General features: G+C 42.5%; 16 protein-coding genes. 2 read left to right on the plus strand and 14 right to left on the minus strand.

Going from position 1 to position 18,701, the window contains the following annotated elements; translation table 11 throughout:
• Positions 1-122: 122 nt before the first annotated feature.
• Both H605_RS0103945 and H605_RS0103950 read right to left on the minus strand, forming a co-directional pair.
• Positions 123-2,387 carry a DEAD/DEAH box helicase gene (locus H605_RS0103945; RefSeq protein WP_029053007.1) on the minus strand — a complete coding sequence of 755 codons (2,265 nt, stop codon included), beginning with the start codon at positions 2,385-2,387 and terminating at the stop codon, positions 123-125.
• A complete protein-coding gene (locus H605_RS0103950) occupies positions 2,380-2,757 on the minus strand; it encodes a YppE family protein (RefSeq protein ID WP_029053008.1) in 378 nt (125 codons plus the stop codon). Before H605_RS0103950 ends, H605_RS0103945 begins: the two co-directional genes overlap by 8 nt.
• 202 nt (positions 2,758-2,959) lie before the next feature.
• Here H605_RS0103950 and recU point away from each other — a divergent pair, with 202 nt between their 5' ends.
• Positions 2,960-3,571 carry a Holliday junction resolvase RecU gene (recU, locus tag H605_RS0103955; RefSeq protein ID WP_029053009.1) on the plus strand — a complete coding sequence of 204 codons (612 nt, stop codon included), beginning with the start codon at positions 2,960-2,962 and terminating at the stop codon, positions 3,569-3,571.
• Between the two features lie 24 nt (positions 3,572-3,595).
• On the plus strand, positions 3,596-6,280 hold the full coding sequence (locus tag H605_RS0103960; protein WP_029053010.1) for a transglycosylase domain-containing protein: 2,685 nt from the start codon (positions 3,596-3,598) through the stop codon (positions 6,278-6,280).
• A gap of 48 nt (positions 6,281-6,328) precedes the next feature.
• Here H605_RS0103960 and H605_RS0103965 read toward each other — a convergent pair whose 3' ends face one another.
• From H605_RS0103965 to bshA, 12 genes are all read right to left on the minus strand, one after another.
• The gene (locus tag H605_RS0103965; protein ID WP_029053011.1) at positions 6,329-6,664 is read right to left on the minus strand and encodes a YpoC family protein; all 336 of its coding nucleotides are present in this window, start codon (positions 6,662-6,664) and stop codon (positions 6,329-6,331) included.
• Entirely contained in the window at positions 6,661-7,308 is a 648-nt protein-coding gene (gene nth, locus H605_RS0103970; protein WP_029053012.1) for an endonuclease III, read from the minus strand. Before nth ends, H605_RS0103965 begins: the two co-directional genes overlap by 4 nt.
• An 8-nt stretch (positions 7,309-7,316) precedes the next feature.
• The gene (locus H605_RS0103975; RefSeq protein WP_029053013.1) at positions 7,317-8,024 is read right to left on the minus strand and encodes a DnaD domain-containing protein; all 708 of its coding nucleotides are present in this window, start codon (positions 8,022-8,024) and stop codon (positions 7,317-7,319) included.
• A gap of 44 nt (positions 8,025-8,068) precedes the next feature.
• Positions 8,069-9,262 carry a pyridoxal phosphate-dependent aminotransferase gene (locus H605_RS0103980; protein WP_029053014.1) on the minus strand — a complete coding sequence of 398 codons (1,194 nt, stop codon included), beginning with the start codon at positions 9,260-9,262 and terminating at the stop codon, positions 8,069-8,071.
• 38 nt (positions 9,263-9,300) lie between these two features.
• A complete protein-coding gene (locus H605_RS0103985) occupies positions 9,301-9,780 on the minus strand; it encodes a cell wall elongation regulator TseB-like domain-containing protein (RefSeq protein ID WP_029053015.1) in 480 nt (159 codons plus the stop codon).
• A 72-nt stretch (positions 9,781-9,852) separates the two neighbouring features.
• On the minus strand, positions 9,853-12,678 hold the full coding sequence (gene dinG / locus H605_RS0103990) for an ATP-dependent DNA helicase DinG (protein WP_081657847.1): 2,826 nt from the start codon (positions 12,676-12,678) through the stop codon (positions 9,853-9,855).
• Between the two features lie 394 nt (positions 12,679-13,072).
• Positions 13,073-13,456 carry an aspartate 1-decarboxylase gene (panD, locus tag H605_RS0104000; protein ID WP_029053018.1) on the minus strand — a complete coding sequence of 128 codons (384 nt, stop codon included), beginning with the start codon at positions 13,454-13,456 and terminating at the stop codon, positions 13,073-13,075.
• Positions 13,449-14,330, minus strand: coding sequence for a pantoate--beta-alanine ligase (panC, locus tag H605_RS0104005; RefSeq protein WP_335695468.1), 882 nt, complete (start codon positions 14,328-14,330; stop codon positions 13,449-13,451). The genes panD and panC overlap by 8 nt, the downstream gene beginning before the upstream one ends.
• On the minus strand, positions 14,327-15,166 hold the full coding sequence (panB, locus tag H605_RS0104010; RefSeq protein ID WP_029053020.1) for a 3-methyl-2-oxobutanoate hydroxymethyltransferase: 840 nt from the start codon (positions 15,164-15,166) through the stop codon (positions 14,327-14,329). The genes panC and panB overlap by 4 nt, the downstream gene beginning before the upstream one ends.
• A 245-nt stretch (positions 15,167-15,411) precedes the next feature.
• Entirely contained in the window at positions 15,412-16,395 is a 984-nt protein-coding gene (locus H605_RS0104015; protein ID WP_029053021.1) for a biotin--[acetyl-CoA-carboxylase] ligase, read from the minus strand.
• Complete coding sequence (locus H605_RS0104020) at positions 16,373-17,548, minus strand: CCA tRNA nucleotidyltransferase (RefSeq protein ID WP_029053022.1); 1,176 nt, start codon at positions 17,546-17,548, stop codon at positions 16,373-16,375. The genes H605_RS0104015 and H605_RS0104020 overlap by 23 nt, the downstream gene beginning before the upstream one ends.
• Positions 17,545-18,684 carry an N-acetyl-alpha-D-glucosaminyl L-malate synthase BshA gene (bshA, locus tag H605_RS0104025; protein ID WP_029053023.1) on the minus strand — a complete coding sequence of 380 codons (1,140 nt, stop codon included), beginning with the start codon at positions 18,682-18,684 and terminating at the stop codon, positions 17,545-17,547. Before bshA ends, H605_RS0104020 begins: the two co-directional genes overlap by 4 nt.
• Positions 18,685-18,701: the final 17 nt, after the last annotated feature.

Raw genomic sequence — 18,701 nt, forward strand, 5'->3', positions numbered from 1 at the left:
CCAGAATATACCCCCATTTTAATAGAGTGTCAGTATTTTTTTGGAAGTTTTCAATGAACGTACTTGTTATTTTATCTTTACCCATAAAAAAACGAGTCGAAGTGATTCGCTTCGACTCGTTATCACTTTGCCAACTCTGCTAGTAAGCTATGTGCACGATGTTTATTATTCGTCTGTCCTGCTTCCTGCGCTCCAATACAAACAGGACAGCCATATTCACAACGACATTCCGCTACATGGTCCGCTGCAAGCATCAATAAATCTTTCCAGCGGCTGTAAATGTTTTCACTCAAACCAATTCCACCTGGATAGCTATCATAAATAAAGAATGTCGGCCGCTCCATGTGAATCGCTTTCACTTGCGGTACGACATGGATATCACTTCGATCACATTTGATGAATAGCGGCACCAGTGATTGAATTGCATACGCTGCAGCTGTCATCGCGTCAGTCAAGTCGGATTTCTCCCAACCTTCGGGTACATCGAACGTTAACCACGTGCCTGACGTATGCATTTCTTCCGCAGGCAACGAGATCGGACCTGAACCAATATTGTCATGCGTATCAAATTTGATTTTCTTAAAGATTGTCGGAATGGCGAGCACCGCTAAGTCTCCATAAGCTAGCGTACGCTCCCCATCTTCCATTCGCTTATCTTCACTAATGACTTTCAGTTCAACCGCGAGATTTGCATCGGTGAAATAATCGACATCGACGACGGTCACGTACGCTTTCTTTTCTTCCCAATCCAGTTCCTCTACTTGATACTGCGTTCCTTGATGTAAATAGATCGCCTCTTCATGCAGCAATGTCATCGCACTGAAGCGGTCCATCTCCCCAATGACGCGAGTTTCTTTCGGAAATGATTGATCAATGATGATGACGTTTTCTTGTGAAGCGGAACGTAAACTGATTTCTCCAGCGGGAAAACGATCCGTCATCCAATGCCATTTATCCGATGTTTGTAACAACACACCTTCAGTTTGCAAAAACGCCAGTAATTCCTGTACTTCAAATTCGCCATATATCTCAGTAGAGCTAAATGGTAGTTCGAATGAGGCGCATTTCAGATGATCCATCAATATCAGCATATTGTCCGGATGAATATGGATTTCTTCCGGCTGCCTGCCGAGCAAATATTGCGGATGTTGAATAATATATTGATCAAGCGGCATCGATTGCGCTACATAAATGATCAGCGCGTCTTCCTGGCGTCTACCCGCCCGACCTGCTTGCTGCAGTGCACTCGCAATATTTCCCGGGTAACCTGTCATGATACATGCTTGTAATTGGCCTATATCAATACCGAGTTCCAGTGCATTTGTACTGACGACAGTGCGAATATCACCATTTTTCAGTCCACTCTCGATGGTTCTACGTTCTGATGGTAAATAGCCTCCACGATAGCCCATTACAGTCTTATCGAATAATTTTTTCTTTGTTAGTTCTTTCATATACGTTACGAGCATTTCTACGCGCACTCGACTTCGCGCAAAAATGATCGTTTGAATATGCTTTTGATATAAAAATGCGCCTAAATCACGAACCTCAAGCACTGCACTTCTCCGTATGCCAAACACATCGTGGACAATTGGTGGGTTATAAAAAACAAAATGTTTCTTGCCGCGTGGTGCTCCGTTTTGGTCAATCAACACCATATCTTTATTCGTCAGATTATCTGCCAATTCCTTAGCATTTGAAATCGTTGCAGACGTACAAATAAAAATTGGGTCACTACCGTAAAATCGACAAATACGCTGTAACCTTCTTAAAACATGCGCCACGTGACTGCCGAAAACACCTTTATACGTATGGAGTTCATCGACCACGATATATTTCAAGTTCTCAAACAATGAAATCCATTTAGTATGGTGAGGCAATATTGCAGAGTGGAGCATATCTGGGTTCGTTAAAATAATATGTCCGGATTTTCTAACTTTGGTCCGCAAGCCAGGTGCGGTATCTCCGTCGTAAGTGTGACTTAAAATCGTTTCGCCACTCGCTTCAATTAAATCATGCAAATCCGCTAGCTGATCTTGAGCCAATGCTTTCGTTGGAAATAAATACAGTGCACGCGATGATGGTTCATCCAAAATCGACTGCAATACTGGCAGGTGATAGCATAATGATTTCCCTGAAGCAGTCGGAGTTATGGCCGTAATTGAGTGACCTTCACGCACTTTGTCAAATGCTTGTCGCTGATGACTGTATAACTGCGAGATTCCCTTCGTTGCCAGCGCTTTACGAATCGACGCATGCAAGACGGGAGGAAACTCCGCCATGACGGCCTCTTGCTCTTTAAGCGTCTCGATATAGGCGATATTTGGACCGAAGCGTGAGTCAGCGAATAGTTCTTGAATGGTATCGGGTATACTATGTTTATTCATTCACATGGTCCTCTCCTCGATCTGCGTTCATTGCATCCAAAACCGTTTGCAAAGTATAGCGTGCTGCACGGATAGATAGAATAAAACGCTTTTTCCCAGTCGCTTTATAGAAAGACTGTACGACGAATTGAGTCATGGAATCCTTTAACGAATCCACTTGCACTTCATGCACATACCGTGGCTTTTCCTTCTGTATCCACACCTTCATCTCTTCGGCCCACTGCGCGATTGCCTGGTGACTAACATCGGCATACGGCTTCACTTCTTCAAAGAAATCTGGTTCATGATCCGTCTCTCTCATATGATAAAAACGCTGTTCACATTCATCACAAATTGTCAGCAATAACTTTGTGTCTTCTATCTTACTCATTTATATAAAACTCCTTTAGTATTTCATTGTGATAAAACATCTTATCCTTTATTTTATCAGATATTCAACTACAGCTCCACTTTCTACGAACAAACATTCCAAGCCGTCACGAATTTGACTACTTTTAACTCGTTGGAAACTTTCTTTTTGGTAACTCGTCTAATAGTCGGTATGATATGATGTAGAGTACGAGGTGGTCACATTGGCGATACGTTATCCAAACGGAAAAAAGTTCAATCCTTCCGTGTCTTCTACGAAAAAGAAATCCTATGACTACTCCTTCAGTAATCGGGGTAAATCATTAGAAGACGAACTTAACGACACAAATGAATACTATTTGGCACATGGTCTTGCCGTCATCCATAAAAAGCCGGTCCCCATACAAATCGTCAATGTTCGCTATCCTGCAAGAAGTGCTGCAGTGATCACTGAAGCGTATTTCCGTACGCCTTCGACAACGGACTATAATGGTGTGTGGAATGGATATTATGTGGACTTTGAAGCGAAGGAAACGAAAAATAAAACTTCATTGCCACTGCAAAATATTCATATGCATCAAGTGCAGCACATGAAGCAAGTAATCGACCAATCCGGACTTGCTTTTTTTATTGTGAACTTTACATTGTTAGATCGATATTTCTTACTGCCATTCGAGGAATTTTATCCTTTGTGGCAGCGCATGGAAGAAGGCGGAAGAAAGTCCATTACGCTTTCTGAAATAGAAGAACGATCTATCGAAATCAATACCGGTTTTCATCCACGGTTAGATTATATACAAGCCGTGGCGGATTGGATCAAGCGCAAGACAGATTAATGAAAGCGAAAGGCAGGAAATATTATGAGTGATAACATAAACTCGAGAACGGCAAGAAGGAAGAAACAAGTGACGGAGCAACCAAAGCGTCCGCAAAAAAAGCTCCCTACTGAATTATGGAAGAAAATACTTCTAGGAATTGCGGCGCTTTTCCTTTTAGTGCTAGTTGGCGGGGCTTCTTTATTTGCTTATTATGCAAGTACAGCACCCGACTTAGATGAAGAGTTGTTGAAAGATCCCCTCACCTCTAACTTCCTAACAAAAGACGGCGATATATTCATGAAGTTCGGTGCAGAGAAACGGGAATTCGTGCCATATGAGGAAATCCCCGAGCAAATGAAAGATGCGATTCTTGCTACGGAAGACGTTCGTTTCTTCAAGCATGGTGGGATCGATTTTTATCGTCTTGGAGGAGCGGTAATTGCTAACTTCCGCAGCGGTTTTGGATCACAAGGTGCTTCGACATTAACACAACAAGTCATCAAAAACTCATTCTTGAAGAATGAAAAAACGTTGAAGCGTAAAGCACAGGAAGCTTGGCTTGCGCACAAGTTGGAAAAAGAATATACAAAAGAAGAAATTTTCGAGATGTACTTTAATAAAGTTCTCATGTCAGGTACTCGCTACGGTATCGGCACAGGCGCAAATTTCTTCTACGGTAAAAAAGTAGGCGAACTGGACTTACCTGAAATGGCCATGCTAGCGGGTATGCCACAGTCTCCAAACGGCTATAATCCGTTTAAACATCCAGAACGTGCAGAAAAGCGTCGTAATATTGTCCTCACACTTATGGAACGTCATGGAAAAATCTCCACTGCTGAAATGAATGAAGCAAAAAAAGTTCCAGTCACTTCTACTCTATTGGCTGAAGAAGATCGTGAAGTGTTCGGTAAATACCCAGCTTATGTAGATGCGGTACTGGATGAAATCGAAGCAGCTGGTTTCACCGATCTCTTATCTGAAGGAGTTACTGTACAAACCGCTTTGGATCCGAAAGTTCAAGAAACAGTAGAGGCCGCAATCAATGATCCAAGCTATTATGAATCGGATGAAATGGAAGCCGGTATGACAGTGTTGGATACGAAAACAAGTGCGATCGTGGCTATTGGCGGCGGACGGAATTACTCGGGACGAAACTTGAATTTTGCTGAAGTCAAACGTGCGCCGGGTTCTAGTGTTAAGCCCATTTTATCGTATGGCCCGGCTATTGAAGAACTAGATTGGTCTACAGGCCAAAAGGTAGTGGATGAACCTTACAGTTATAAAGGTTCAGGTACAGCGATCGGTAACGCAGATGGAAAATTCCTCGGTACATTGACTATGCGACAGGCACTGTATTGGTCCAGAAACATACCGGCAGTCAAGACCTTTGAAAAAGTAGGACCGAAGAAAGCCGAAGCCTTTGCTAAGAAGCTTGGGTTTACGTACAAAAATATAGATTCTTCCAATGCGCTTGGTGGCGGGGATGAATTCTCCACAGTGCAAATGGCAGGTGCTTATGCTGCTTTCGGTAATGGCGGTATTTACACCAAACCCCATGCTGTTAAAAAGCTTATATTGCGTGATGGCAAGACGGAAAAGAATTTACGTCCGGACCCTGTAACGGCAATGAAAGATTCCACAGCTTACATGATTACAGATGTATTACGTGATGTACTTACCGAGTATGAAGCAACAGGAACTCGAGCAAATATTAGCAATATGGACATTGCAGGAAAGACAGGTACAACAAATTATTCTGCTGATAGAATGAAGAAAGATAATATGAAAAGTCATTATGTACCCGATACGTGGTTCACAGGCTATACAACGGAGTACACTATTTCTACTTGGGGAGGTTACGGAAATTACTCACCGATTAAGACCTATGACCAAGGACGCTACGTACCACAAAATCTATTCAGAACTGTGATGAGTAGCATTGCAAATGATCCAGGGACATTCGTACAACCAGACTCAGTCGAAGAAGCGGCAATTGTGAAAGGTAGCGACCCGATCATGCTTGCCAGTTCATTCACTTATAGTAATCTCGTCAGTAATGAATTATTTGTCAGAGGTACATTACCTAAAAAAACGTCGATTCCTGAAAAAATTTCCATTCCAAGTCCGGATGGATTAACTGCACAATTCGATGCAAATTCCAATACGGTTCAATTACAATGGAATTATGATGTACCAGATAAATACAGCAGTCTCGGAAGTCCTACATTCAACGTAAGTGTCTCTGTTGATGGTGGTGCAGCACAAAGTATCACGACGACCTCCGATAAACAAACGACATACTCTGGTGTGGAATACGGTAAGAACTACACATTCTATGTCAGTGCCAACATGGGCGGGTATACAAGTGGCTCGGCTACAGCTTCCCTTTTGATAAAAGGCGCTGATGAACCGGTTATTGAAGATGAGCCAATCGTTGAGCCCGATGAAAACCCAGATGATCAAAATAATATTGAAGATGAGCCATCAGACACTGACTCAAGTGATGGCAATGACTCCGATAATGAAGATCCAAATCAATCGGAACAAGACGGCTCGAACAATCAAGATGGCAATAACTCCGCTAATGACCAGAACAACCAAGACCAGAATCAGGACCAAAATCAAGGTCAGCCTAACCAAGGACAAGGAAATCAGGGGAACCAAGGGAATCAAGGACAAAACCCTAACGATGCCGGTGAAACGTCATCTGACTCCTCTTCCAATTAAAAAAGAGCGATTTTACACGCAAACTACGTGTAGAATCGCTCTTTTTATTTATTGTTGAACGCGTAACCGCGCTGCTTTCTTTTTCATTTCATCATATAGCATGGTTAATTGAATGACAGCATAATGACTGTTTTTTTGATGTTTAATGAACTCGATTCGTTCTTCGTAATTATTTGGCGCAAGTACATGATGCCGTGTGCCTGTGTGTGGATTTTCCATCTGTTCACTTTGCTCAATTAACGATTCGAGCTGAATGATGGCCGGCTGTATTAATTCCACTTTACGTGGATCATTTACAGCATATATTTTTTCTAATTCAGGTTGTTGCTGTTCCCATATATCGAGTACTTGTTGTACGTTTTCCTTTAATTGTTCATACGTCATTTCACTTTCATCCTTTTTCGGCCTTCGCGGCATAAATCCAATAACGGACATTCTGGACAGTTGGGATTTTGCGCTTTGCAATGATAGCGACCAAAGAAAATCACTTGATGATGAGTTTGAGTCCACTTTTCCATCGGTGTCCACCGCATGATTTTTTCTTCTACATCAATCGGGCGATCTTTCCAGCGATTCATACCTAGTCTCTTCGCTACGCGTTCGACATGTGTATCGACAGCTAATGCCGGCACGCCGAACGCATTCGACACGACGACATTGGCTGTTTTCCTACCCACACCTGGCAGCGTCATCATGACATCTCGATTAGGAGGTACTTCCCCACCAAACTCTTCAATCAACCGAAGGCTAAGCGCTTGGATATTTTTTGATTTATTACGGAACAAACCGATCGAACGTATATCTTGCTGTAATTCCTCAATGGGAACGGCCAAATAATCTTCTGGTGTCTCATATTTCTTAAACAGCTCTGCAGTCACTCGGTTGACTAACACGTCCGTACATTGTGCAGATAAAAGTGTCGCAATCAGCAATTCAAAAGCGTTCTTATGAACGAGTTCACAATGCGCTTCAGGAAACATCTCGTCGAACGTTTGCAGGCATGTTTGCCACTGTGTTTTTGTCAGCATCGTTTCACCTACTCCCGTTCTTCGAGCCAATTATAGAAAGGCACATCTTTAACCGCTGTTTTCACTTGCGGTGTTGTTGCTATCGTTGTTGGACGAAACGCTTTCGTTTGTTTTTCAACATCACGCATCGTTTTAACATTTTTCTTTTTCCATTCAAATAAAATTCGGTCTATGTAGCGCAAACTCATTTTCTGTGCTAATACGGCTTCTCTTAATGCCGCGCGAATAATTTCAGTTGAATGACCATCTTTATCAATCCACATACCGATTGTTTCAAATTCCATAGGGGATAAGAAGCGGCCGAATTCTTGCTCGAACAACGAGAAGATTTCTCCCTCTTCTTGCTTGACTACTTCCTCCTCGGTTTCCATCGATTGTTTTTCGACTTCATCTATCAATCGTTTCCATAAAGGATAAAAGGAAAATTGTTCATGCAATACTTTATTTTCATCGGTACTTTGCTCAATAGAAAACAATCCTTTTTGCATCATACGTTGCAGACAATTTGTAACCTCTTTCTCTTGCAGTTGCATACGATTCGCGATATCGGTAGGGGTCGGGAAATAGTTCCCAGCTCCTTGAAATGCGATTAAATGCAATAATACCATGGCGTCACTATCTGAAATCAGCAGTTGTTTATAATGTTGAAAAAAGAGCTGAGAAATAGAAACATTTCCCTGCTCCATCCAAATTTTCAGCCGCTCATCTTGTTGCATATTTGAAACTTCCTCTCATCAGCAACTTTTCGGTTGCTTCTGTTTTACGCTTTCCAATGATCTCTTACAAATTGATCGATACGTGCAATACCTTCTTCCAACTGATCGATTGATGTTGCGTAAGAAAGGCGGATTGTCGTATCAGAACCAAATCCAGTACCTGGAATGACCGCTACTTTAGCTTCTGTCAATAATGCTTGTGCAAAATCATCTACGTTTGCATAGCCCGTTTTCTTAACTGCTTCCTGTACGTCAGGCAATAGATAAAATGCACCTTGTGGCTTCAATACATCAAAACCTGGGACAGCAGAAAGTTTAGGGTACGCCTGATTTAAACGGGATTCAAAATCTTTTCGCATGACTTCTACAGTGTCTTGAGATCCGTTATATGCTTCAATTGCTGCATATTGCGAAGTCGTCGTCGGATTGGATGTAGAATGGCTTGCAAGATTCGTCATCGCGCCAACTACTTCTTCATCACCTGCGATATATCCTATTCTCCAGCCTGTCATTGAATGGGATTTCGAAACACCATTAATAATGAATGTGCGATCTTTTGCATCGTCTGAAAGCTGCGCAATCGATACATGTTCTTTCCCATCATAAACAAGCTTCTCATAAATTTCATCTGAAATGATCCATACATCTTTTTCACGGCAAACTTCCGCAATCGCCGTGAGTTCTTCTTTCGAATAAATCATACCTGTTGGATTACCCGGTGAGTTGATGATGATGGCTTTTGTTTGATCCGTGATGGCATCTCTAATTTGCTTGGCTGATACTTTGAACCGCTCTGCAGCTGTCCCTTCAACGAACACAGGAGTACCTTCTGCAAGTTTCACTTGTTCAGGATAACTGACCCAGAATGGCGAAGGAATGATCACTTCATTACCTTTATTAAGCAGCACTTGGAAAAGTGTATAGAGCACGTGCTTCGCTCCAATACCGACTAACACTTCCTTGCGCGTATACGTCAATCCTTGGTCTCTTTTCAATTTGTCAATTATGGCATCCTTTAGTTGCGGAAGACCACCGGCCGGAGTATATTTCGTCTTCCCATCCTGCATTGATTGATACGCTGCTTCTAAGATGTTTTTAGGCGTATTATAATCCGGTTCGCCAGCTCCGAGTCCAATCACATCGATACCGGCTGCCTTCATTTCTTTTGCCTTCGCTGTAATCGCTAATGTTGTAGATGGTGATAAAGTATTTACTCTGGACGCTAATTGCTTTTTCAAATTGACCGCTCTCCTTTTAGTCCTAATTCCATTTTTCTCTATAATTTTGAAATTCGCTTTAACCATTTTCCATCGGCAAAATTCAGATACGCGTAGTTTAAGAAATCCTCGTCATCCAGATAACTGACTTCCCAAAACGGGGTGTCATTTTCCATACCTAATGAGGCATTGAGGACTTTTTTAACGTTCTTCTCTTTTTTTACGATGTCCGTGGCTTTCGGCTTAGTAATACCATCTTTAATGGATACAGCTTTCAGAATTTTCGTCGTCTTTTCTTCCACAAAGATGATTTTTTCATGGTTATTTTTATCTGTACCATAGACGGTAATCCATGACGTCTTCCCATGAAAATGATCCATCTTGTCAACTTTTTCAAGAACGTTATTTGCCAATACGGCTTTTTTCACTACTTTTTCAGATGCAGCAAACGGTTTCTCTGCTTGATAGAAAACGATACACGTAATCGTGAACCCGAGCGCGAGTAAAAATAGGAATAGAAACTTAATCCAGTTGAGCATAAGTGCCACTTCCTATCGAATGAACCGCTGATTTTTTTCGATTCATTTTCTAACCTGCTTTCTTTTTGTACATCAATCATTATAACAATTTTCGATCTCGTTAACTAGACCTTCCAAAGATACTTTTTTTACTGATGACGTAGGTAAAGCTTGTAAAAAGGATGTACCGTAGGATTTCGTATCTATGCGTCGATCCAATATGATGAAGAATCCTTGTTCATCTGATGAACGGATCAATCTACCAAATCCCTGTCTGAAACGCAGTATAGCTTCCGGTAAACCCAGATGGATGAATGCATTTTTATGCTCCGCTACTAGAGCCTTTGAACGAGCTTTAAATAAAGGTTCCTCAGGTGAAGTAAACGGTAAACGAACGACTACCACTGCCGATAATTGTTCACTCGGTACATCGACACCTTCCCAGAAGCTTGTCGTGCCGAATAATACGGCTTTCTTTTGCTGTTTAAACGTCTTCAGCAACTTATGACGGCTTCCGGAGCTGACACCTTGTGCAATGAGCATGTATTCTTCCTGTAATGACTCGCTGTCGATTACCGCTTGATGCGTTTTCTTCAACATGTCGTGAGACAAGAACAATGCAAATACGCGTCCTTCAATCGCAACCGCTGTTTGAATTAACGCGTCTGCCACCGCTTCGATGTACTCTTCATTTGAAACTTGCTGAATATCAGGCATATCTTCCACGATCAAAGTATGAGCACCTTCATAAAAGTTTGCTGGAGCATCAAATGTGTATAGCGGCACGCTGGAGGGCAATCCTGCCTGGTCTAGTACGAAGCGGTCCTGTAGCCCTGCGGTTAACGTTCCGGACGTCCAGACGATGCCTGCCTCTTCCTCAAACGTATCCACAAAATCACGGATCACTTCTGAACCGTTTACAGGACTTTTCTTGATCTGTAAACTACCAGGTAAACTTCGGCTGTCTTTCTCCATCCAAATGGTGTTGTTTGATTTTGGCTGTTCCAAAAATAATTCAATCCACTCGCCAGCTTTGATTTTCATTTCATTGACCCAATAAAACCATTCATTTAGTGCTGCTTGCTCATGTAATGTCAATTCATTCGACAAATTTTGAATGGGCATTGCATAGTTTTCGGTTACACTAATATATTCATTCATCTTACGTAACACTTTGTCGAAAATTTCATTCGACCGCAGACGTTTGGACAATGGCTTCACCGTTCTTGTCGACTGCTTATTGTCATAATTCGAGTTGGAATTCATCAGTACAAGCATTGACTCATCGAATGCGAACATGAATTCATTGAATGACTGTTGAAGCCGTTCAGTAGAAATTTTATGATTGAAACGAAATCGTTTTAAGATATCTTGAATATCAAACAATAGTTGGCAGCTACTAAAGCCGTTCAACTGACTCATTACATATTTCCATTTCGTATAGGAAAACACTTGTTGGTGCGTCCGTATTGCCGCTTGATTCATTTGGTGGGCTTCATCGATCACTAACCCACTGATCGAATGAAACAACGGATCATAACGTTGCTGGTCGTTCACCAACATCGAATGATTCGTTAATAGCACCATCGACTGCTGACAGTTCTTTAATGTATGCGTATAAAAGTCCGCCACTCGTTCGTCCTTCTTCACCCGCATCGAACGCTTACGGATGCGGTCGATAAACAGCTGACCGCCACCTGATACATTGACCTCGTCTAAATCACCAGTAGTCGTTTCTGTTAACCAAACCAATAACTGCATGATGGTAATCGAATCGTCATACACTTCATCATTAAAATGCAAGAGTTCCTCAAATTTCCCGAATGAAATATAATTCGCCATGCCTTTAACCACAGTCGTTGGAATGGTCATTTCCAAAGCTTTTTCAAGCTTCTGGACTTCTTCTGCAAGTGTGTCGACCAAGTGGTTCGTATACGTACTAATGACAACAGGCTGCTTCGTTTCATATGCACGAATTAAAGCAGGCACTAAATAACCGATCGTCTTGCCAGCGCCTGTTGGAATCTCCACAGCGATTTGCTTCTTCTCAACAAAAGCTTGCCATGTCAAATCCATTAACTGTGCTTGGCCTTCTCTAACGTGATACGACGGATGAATTTTCTGCATGATGCGATCTTTCGCCATATTATCTGCTGGAAATTCTATCGGCTCCGGCCATGAGGTAGTGGCTGGTTTTGATTTCAAATACGGGATTCCACGAAATAGCGCATAGTCATTGGACGTTTCCTTTCCACGTACATGCTTAAGCGCTTCATAAAATAATGTCGATACATCAGATTTCATTGCGAATGAACGCTCATGCATACGATTCAACGTCTCTTTAGGCAAGGTTTTAATTTTCTCAATGGCCTTCAACAAAAACAATGCGGTCGCTTCTGCATCATCGTCCGCTCGGTGTGCTTGCTTTAACGAAATGTTTAATGATTCGGCAATATCTTGCAAACGATAGCCAGGTAAAGTAGGATACATAATCTTCGCCAATTCTACAGTATCAATGGTCTTGCCATGCCATTTTGACACACCACAACGAACCAGTTCTTTTTGTAGAAAGGATACGTCAAAGTCTGTATTGTGCGCGACAAAAATACATCCCGCAAGCAAATCCGCCACTTCTTCCGCAATCTTTTCAAAAGGAGCAGCATCCTTCACCTCTTCATCACCAATGGACGTCAGTTGGTGAATAAAAGGCGGAATCGGGCGCTGCGGATGCACGTAACGCATATATGTATCTATTATTTTATTATTCTCAATAAAAACAATTGCAATTTGAATGATCCGATCCCCATTTGAAGGCGAATGACCAGTTGTTTCCAAATCGACAACTGCATATTTGCTTGTAGACATACCATCATCAACTTCCTCTTTGGTTTCTAATGCAAATTGTATCACACTTACCATGACGACTCACGTCTTGCATCGGCGTTAATGGGAAGAAAAAAGAAAGGGCTAGTTGGAAAGTGGTTCGGGATCGAAGCTCCAGCTGGGGGACGCTTTCCGGGAGGCGCAATCCCAAGGTGTCACCCCAGCTGGAGTTTCTACCCTACCTTGAAAGTGGTGGGACTTGAACCACTCACTGTAGTTAGTATGGTAATTATTCTTATCTTGAAACTTGGTTAAGTCTAAGTTCAAATTCCTGTAAATCCTCATTACAATCTCTAATTCAATAAGCTTCGGAGGGGTCACTTCAAACGCGTCCCCTCCGAAGCGCCATTCCCCACCCCAACAGCCTATTCCATGTTTTCATTAAACAAACCCCCATTTGAATAACTCTCAAATGGGGGTTCAGTACTCTTTAGAATATAGCGACGCCTGGTTTTTCCGTGATAACTTCCTTCACACGATTCTGCTCATCCATGATCAACACAGTCGGCTGATGAGTACGAGCCTCTTCATCTGACACGTACACATAAGAAAGAATGATAACAATGTCACCCGGCTGCACAAGACGTGCTGCAGCTCCATTGACACAAATTACTCCACTGCCTGGCTCTCCTTCAATAATATACGTTTCGAAGCGGGCACCGTTATTATTATTGACGATCTGCACCTTCTCATTCGGCAACATTCCGGCAGCCTCTAATAGCGCTCCGTCGATTGTAATGCTCCCTACGTAATTCAAATCGGCTTCCGTAACAGTAGCACGGTGTAATTTTCCATTCATCATCATTCTAAACATTTTTCTCATCCTTTATAGTTGACATAATAATATTATCTATCAATCTTGCGTGAGTAAATTGTACTGCTGCTGCCAAGATTACTTCATCAGTATCATCGATATTCTCTTCCAATGACGGATACGCAAGTACGTCGACATAATCAATCGTACCGGATGTTTCTTCTTCAATCGCTTTGCGCACAATCTTCGCTACTTCTTGAAGTGGAACGCCTTCATAATAACTGCGTTTCCCCTGAGAGAGTGCACGATTGATTGCACTCGCTTCATTTCGTTCATGTTCAAGTAATCGCACATTACGTGAGCTTTTCGCAAGCCCGTCTTCTTCACGCACAGTAGGTACACGTGCGATCGATGTGCGGAGATTAAAGTCTTGTACAAACGTTTCAATAATCGCTAGTTGCTGCGCATCTTTCATTCCAAAATATGATTCATCCGGATCAACAATGCTGAATAACTTCAACAGCACTTTCAACACTCCGTCGAAATGCCCTGGTCTTGAAGCTCCGCAAAGACGCGAAGCTTGTTCTCCAGGCAAAATGCTGATACCGCTCTTACGAGGATACATTTCATCAACAGAAGGGATAAATAAATAGTCGACTCCTGCTGTGGAAGCCAATTCTGCGTCATGTTGCTCATCGCGTGGATATGCATCGTAATCTTCTCCCGGGCCGAACTGCGCAGGATTGACGAAAATACTCATGACGACAATATCATGGTCTTTTCTAGCTTCTTCTACCAATTCCATATGACCTTCATGAAGGAAACCCATTGTCGGTACGAAACCTACAGTGCGTCCTTCACGTTTTCTTGGATTTAGAATATTTTTCAATTCGGCGATCGACCGGACAATTTGCATGGTGGCACTAGCATTCATAGCGTCTTGCCTCCGTACAATGCTTCGAGTTCTTCTTCCTTCATCGTAAAGCGATGGCTTTCAGAAGGGAACGATCCGTCCTTAACGGCCAAATTATAAAGTCTCATCGCACCTTCAATATCTTTACCTACTTCCGCGTAGCTTTCGACGAATTTCGGTAGTTTATGATTGCCGTAGCGCACCATATCGTGGAATACAAGTACTTGGCCATCTGCTTCAGCACCCGCACCGATTCCGATGATAGGAATAGATACTGCCTCCGCAACTTCTCTCGCCAATTGGAAAGGAATACATTCCAGTACAATCATAAACGCACCCGCTGCTTCACAAGCTTTAGCATCTTCAATCAACTGTTTAGCTGCAGCGGCCGTTTTCCCTTGTACTTTATATCCGCCACTAACTCCAGCTGACTGCGGAAGCAATCCTAAGTGTGCACATACTGGCATGCCAGCTGTCGTCATCAACTTGATTTTATCGATAACTGCTCCACTGCCTTCGACTTTCAGTGCATTCGCAGACGTTTCCTGGAATAAACGTAAAGCATTCTGTAACGTGGTATCAGCAGATCCGTGATACGTACCAAATGGCATGTCTACGATAACGAAAGTATCTTTCGCCCCTCGTCGAACCGCTTTACCGTGGTGACTCATTTCATCAAGTGTTACATGTGCTGTCGAATCATAGCCTAGCACGACCATACCAAGAGAATCTCCGACAAGAAGTACATCAATTTCCGCTTGTTCTGCAATTTGCGCTGTCGGATAATCATATGCAGTCAGCATACTGATCTTTTCACCATTTGCTTTCATTTTCGAAAAATCTGTTGTAGATTTCATTGTTCATCTTCTCCTTTACGTCTGATTTCAGCAGGCGTTTGGTAGGCAAAAAACCAAAAATAAAACCCTACTGATCCAAATTTGGACAGAAGGGTTGCGTAAGCGTTTCATTATGCTTCCTCCGTCCCTGTCTAAATAGATCAAGGCAGAACTTGTATAGAATTCATTTGCCAAACAGGTGCAGCTCTCAAATCGATACCGCCCTATGCGTACACTATATCAAAACAGTAAGTTTATGTATAGTTTTAATTCTTAATTTCAATGTCTGCGGAATAAATTCCACGTACAGTGCCGTCTGCAAGTTGTAGTTCTAGCATACCATCATGGGAAATACCAAGTGCAATACCTTCAACCGTTTCATGGACCATACTCGCCTTGATGTTCTTACCCGTTATCGCAGCATAGCTCTCCCATAAAATTTTAATCGGCGCAAATCCTTTTTCGACATATAAATCTGTATATTGTTCAAGATACTTAAGAATGGCCGCCACTAATTGTGCACGGTCAATCATTTCCCCTTTTTCAATGCGTAATGAAGTCGCAATCATTTGTAGTTCTTCAGGGAAATCAGACTGCTGCTGATTGGCGTTGATCCCCATCCCTAAGATAATCGCTTTGACGCGGTCGGGATCGGACTGAAGCTCTGTCAGGATACCTGTCACCTTTTTGCCATTGATTAAAATATCATTTGGCCACTTAATAACTGGTTGAATATCCGCCACTTCTTCAATTGCTCGTACAATTGCGACCGCTGCAACCAAAGTCAGTTGCGGTGCATATTGAGGTGCCAAATCAGGGCGAATGATCAGACTCATCCAAATTCCTCGATTTGCTTTTGACGTCCAAGGTCTAGCCAAACGTCCTTTGCCTGCTGTTTGTTCTTCCGCAATAACTAACGTGCCATCCTGCGCTCCGTTTTGCGCGTCTTCATGTGCAATGGTCTGTGTAGTAGGCACGGTTGTGAAATATTTAATGATCCGACCATAGCGTTCGGTCGTTAAATATTCAGTGATATTCCCTTGATTCACCAAATCGGGTGCATCGATTAAGTAATAACCTTTTTTACGCTGTGACCCGATTTCATAGCCCTCTTCTTCAAGTTCTTTAATATACTTCCAGATCGCTGTGCGCGAAAGACCGAATTCATCGGCAATATCTTGCCCAGATATAGGCTCACCTTGTGCGGCAAACAATCGTTTCAATAATTCACTTTTCACAGGAGATTTCATTTATAAACCATTCCTTTATCGCCAGTGCGTCATTTTCAATTTGTCCGTAGACAACTGCTCGTTCAATTTTCATAATCCAATCACTTGTCCATTTGCCACCACTTTTTCCTGACCATTTCAATAAGTCGTTCCCAGTGAAAGCCAAGTCTGTGCGTTGCAAAATCGGTAATTGATTTTTATGTTGTTCAATTTGCTGATTGCTTATTTCATGACCTTCATGATTCGTACAATAGATTTTTTCCACTACTTCCAGTACGTCGGTTGGATAGCTATAGAAATCCCATGGATCAAACGCCCGTTGTGTACGTATTGCGAGGGCTTCTTCACACTGTTTCAAAAAACGTTTTTCCTCATTAGATAATTTGAAGTACCTAGCCAGTTCTGTTGCTGACGTATCCGTTACTGCTAGCATCGCCGCGAAGCCGTGGCGCGCGTGAAGAAATGGTGTATAGCGATCCAGTGAATCAAATGCTGCAAACAACTCGGGAAACCGTTCTGGCAAACCAATTTCACGTCCGTAATGAAACGCTCGAGAAGGATTCTGCCCTTGAAACAATTTATCCATTTCTGTTTTGATCCGTTCAATCGCAACATGACGCAACGAAGGAGCTAATGTTTCCATCGTATGCAATGTCTCTGACTCGATTTCAAAATTCAGGACAGAGGAAAAACGCAAAGCGCGGAAAATACGCAGTGGATCTTCCTTCAAACGTTCTCCAGGGTTTCCGACGGAGCGAATGATTTTTTGCCTCAAATCCTTCAGTCCATCAAATACATCAATCAATTCTCCGTCCACTGTCTTAGCGAGTGCATTGATCGTAAAGTCACGGCGTTGCAAATCCGCTTGTAATGATGGTACGACGGGATGACGAAGGTCGCTGTCTGTAGCTTCTGTACGGTATGTCGTCACTTCAATCGGTTCACCATGCATCAGCACAAGGATCGTACCGTGTTCAATGCCTACATCAATTGTGTGTCTAAACACTTCTTTGACTTGATGTGGTGTGGCGGAAGTCGCAATGTCTATATCCAACGGTTTTTTACCAAGCTGGGCATCACGAACTGCACCGCCAACAAAGACGGCTTCATAGCCTGCCGCGTGCAATTCTATAATTACTTGACGGCTCGCTGCAGAACCGAATGAAGTTGTCATTTCATCGCCGCCACTTCATAATATAATTCTTCATATTGCGCCACGATTGATTCGGAACTGAATTCTTTTTGTACCGTTCGCATAGCATTTCTTTTCATTTGTTGATGCATATTGGGATCATTCAGCAGCTGTGTCACACGATCAGCGACGGCTTGTACATCGCCTAGTTCTACTAAGAATCCGTTGACCCCGTCTTCCACAACTTCTGGGATCCCACCGATCGCATTTGCTACAGCTGGCACTCCACAAGCAAACGCTTCAAGCAACACGAGACCGAATGCTTCTTTTTCAGAAAGCAGCAACATCACATCACTGATGGATAATAATTCCGGCAAATCATCGCGCTTACCTAGGAATAAAATATCGTCTTGCAATCCGTTATCCTTAACATATTTCTCCAAATCAAATTTCTCCGGGCCTTCACCCACTAACAACAATTTCGCTTTATGTCGCTGATCCAGCAAACGGAAACTTTCAATAATATCGGGAATACGTTTGACTTTACGAAAATTAGATATATGGATTAGGACTTTTTCATCTGGGGCAATGCCGAGTTCTTTCCGAAGATGTCCCACATCACGTGGATAATACTTTTCTTCATCGATGAAGTTATAAATTGTTCGAATTTCTGTCGTCGGTTGCAACAACTCGATCGTTTCATTGCGTAATGAACGAGATACAGCCGTTACACGATCGGATTTATTAATTCCATAAGACAATGTGTTTTTTAATGCAGGGTCGTGACCGAGAATCGTCACATCGGTGCCATGTAGGGTCGTGATGATACCAATAGATGATTGCGCCATATCTTTCGCCAGAATAGCAGAAATTGCGTGTGGCACTGCGTAGTGGACATGCAGCAAATCCAGCTGTTCCGATTGGATGACTTGCGCGATGCGGTTAGCAAGGGCAATGTCATACGGAGGATACTTGAATACTGCATATCCTTCAATCGTCACTTCATGAAACTGGATATTCGGATGGATATCTAAAAATCGAAATGGTTTACTCGATGTAATATAATGCATCTCATGACCTTTAGCTGCCATTTTAAGCCCTAACTCCGTTGCCACTACACCTGATCCTCCGAGTGAAGGATAACAAATGACACCTACTTTTAATTTTCTTTGTTGCATACATTAACCGCCTCACT

The organism is Sporosarcina ureae DSM 2281 (genome assembly GCF_000425545.1).
Taxonomy (GTDB): Bacteria; Bacillota; Bacilli; order Bacillales_A; family Planococcaceae; genus Sporosarcina; species Sporosarcina ureae.

Excerpts from the sequence above, each read along its gene's own strand:
- H605_RS0103945 (WP_029053007.1), bottom strand. The coding sequence starts at position 2,387 with ATGAATAAACATAGTATACCCGATACCATTCAAGAACTATTCGCTGAC.
- H605_RS0103950 (WP_029053008.1), bottom strand. The coding sequence starts at position 2,757 with ATGAGTAAGATAGAAGACACAAAGTTATTGCTGACAATTTGTGATGAA.
- H605_RS0103960 (WP_029053010.1), top strand. The coding sequence starts at position 3,596 with ATGAGTGATAACATAAACTCGAGAACGGCAAGAAGGAAGAAACAAGTG.
- H605_RS0103965 (WP_029053011.1), bottom strand. The coding sequence starts at position 6,664 with ATGACGTATGAACAATTAAAGGAAAACGTACAACAAGTACTCGATATA.
- nth (WP_029053012.1), bottom strand. The coding sequence starts at position 7,308 with ATGCTGACAAAAACACAGTGGCAAACATGCCTGCAAACGTTCGACGAG.
- H605_RS0103975 (WP_029053013.1), bottom strand. The coding sequence starts at position 8,024 with ATGCAACAAGATGAGCGGCTGAAAATTTGGATGGAGCAGGGAAATGTT.
- H605_RS0103985 (WP_029053015.1), bottom strand. The coding sequence starts at position 9,780 with ATGCTCAACTGGATTAAGTTTCTATTCCTATTTTTACTCGCGCTCGGG.
- dinG (WP_081657847.1), bottom strand. The coding sequence starts at position 12,678 with ATGGTAAGTGTGATACAATTTGCATTAGAAACCAAAGAGGAAGTTGAT.
- panD (WP_029053018.1), bottom strand. The coding sequence starts at position 13,456 with ATGTTTAGAATGATGATGAATGGAAAATTACACCGTGCTACTGTTACG.
- panC (WP_335695468.1), bottom strand. The coding sequence starts at position 14,330 with ATGAATGCTAGTGCCACCATGCAAATTGTCCGGTCGATCGCCGAATTG.
- panB (WP_029053020.1), bottom strand. The coding sequence starts at position 15,166 with ATGAAATCTACAACAGATTTTTCGAAAATGAAAGCAAATGGTGAAAAG.
- H605_RS0104015 (WP_029053021.1), bottom strand. The coding sequence starts at position 16,395 with ATGAAATCTCCTGTGAAAAGTGAATTATTGAAACGATTGTTTGCCGCA.
- H605_RS0104020 (WP_029053022.1), bottom strand. The coding sequence starts at position 17,548 with ATGACAACTTCATTCGGTTCTGCAGCGAGCCGTCAAGTAATTATAGAA.
- bshA (WP_029053023.1), bottom strand. The coding sequence starts at position 18,684 with ATGCAACAAAGAAAATTAAAAGTAGGTGTCATTTGTTATCCTTCACTC.